This is a genomic window from Streptomyces blattellae (genome assembly GCF_009709555.1).
GTDB lineage: Bacteria > Actinomycetota > Actinomycetes > Streptomycetales > Streptomycetaceae > Streptomyces > Streptomyces blattellae.
Genome location: NZ_WJBG01000030.1, coordinates 1 through 527 on the forward strand (window position 1 = coordinate 1; position 527 = coordinate 527).

Genomic DNA, 527 nt, shown 5'->3' on the forward strand with positions numbered 1-527 from the left:
CGTCCTCGTCTATGTCAGCACTGCGGCTTGCTCCTTGAACGCGGCTGGCGGGACATGAAGCAGATCATCGACCTGCGGCCCGTCTACCACCGCCTCGAAGAACGCATCCGAGCCCACGTCATCCTCTGCTGGCTCGCCCTCCTCCTCATCCGGATCACCGAGACCACCACCGGCAAGACCTGGCCGCACATCCGACGCGAACTCGACCGCCTCCATCTGGGCACCTTCACCGGCCGCACCGGCACGTTCCAGCAGGTCACCACCCTGACCAAGCCTCAGCGCGACCTACTCGCGAAGCTGGACATCCCCGCCCCCAAGCAGGTCGTCTCACTTCAGCCCGCTCCTCGCTGACCAGCGAGAACACCACCGCCTAGAGACACGCCCTCCAGGCGGACACACGCATGTCCGCCCAGGTCAGGCCCCAGATTCGCCTCTCCAGGCTGCCGAATTACGTCGAACCCGGGACACCGTTGTATAGGCGATGTCGGCTCCAAGCTCCTGCTGAAGCCGCGTCAGGATCCGCTTGA

At 64.9% G+C, this 527-nt stretch carries 1 pseudogene; it reads left to right on the forward strand.

Features of this window, described 5'->3' with window-relative positions:
* Window positions 1-351 (forward strand): annotated as a pseudogene (locus tag GFH49_RS00865) (IS1634 family transposase); the annotation flags it as partial.
* Window positions 352-527: the final 176 nt, after the last annotated feature.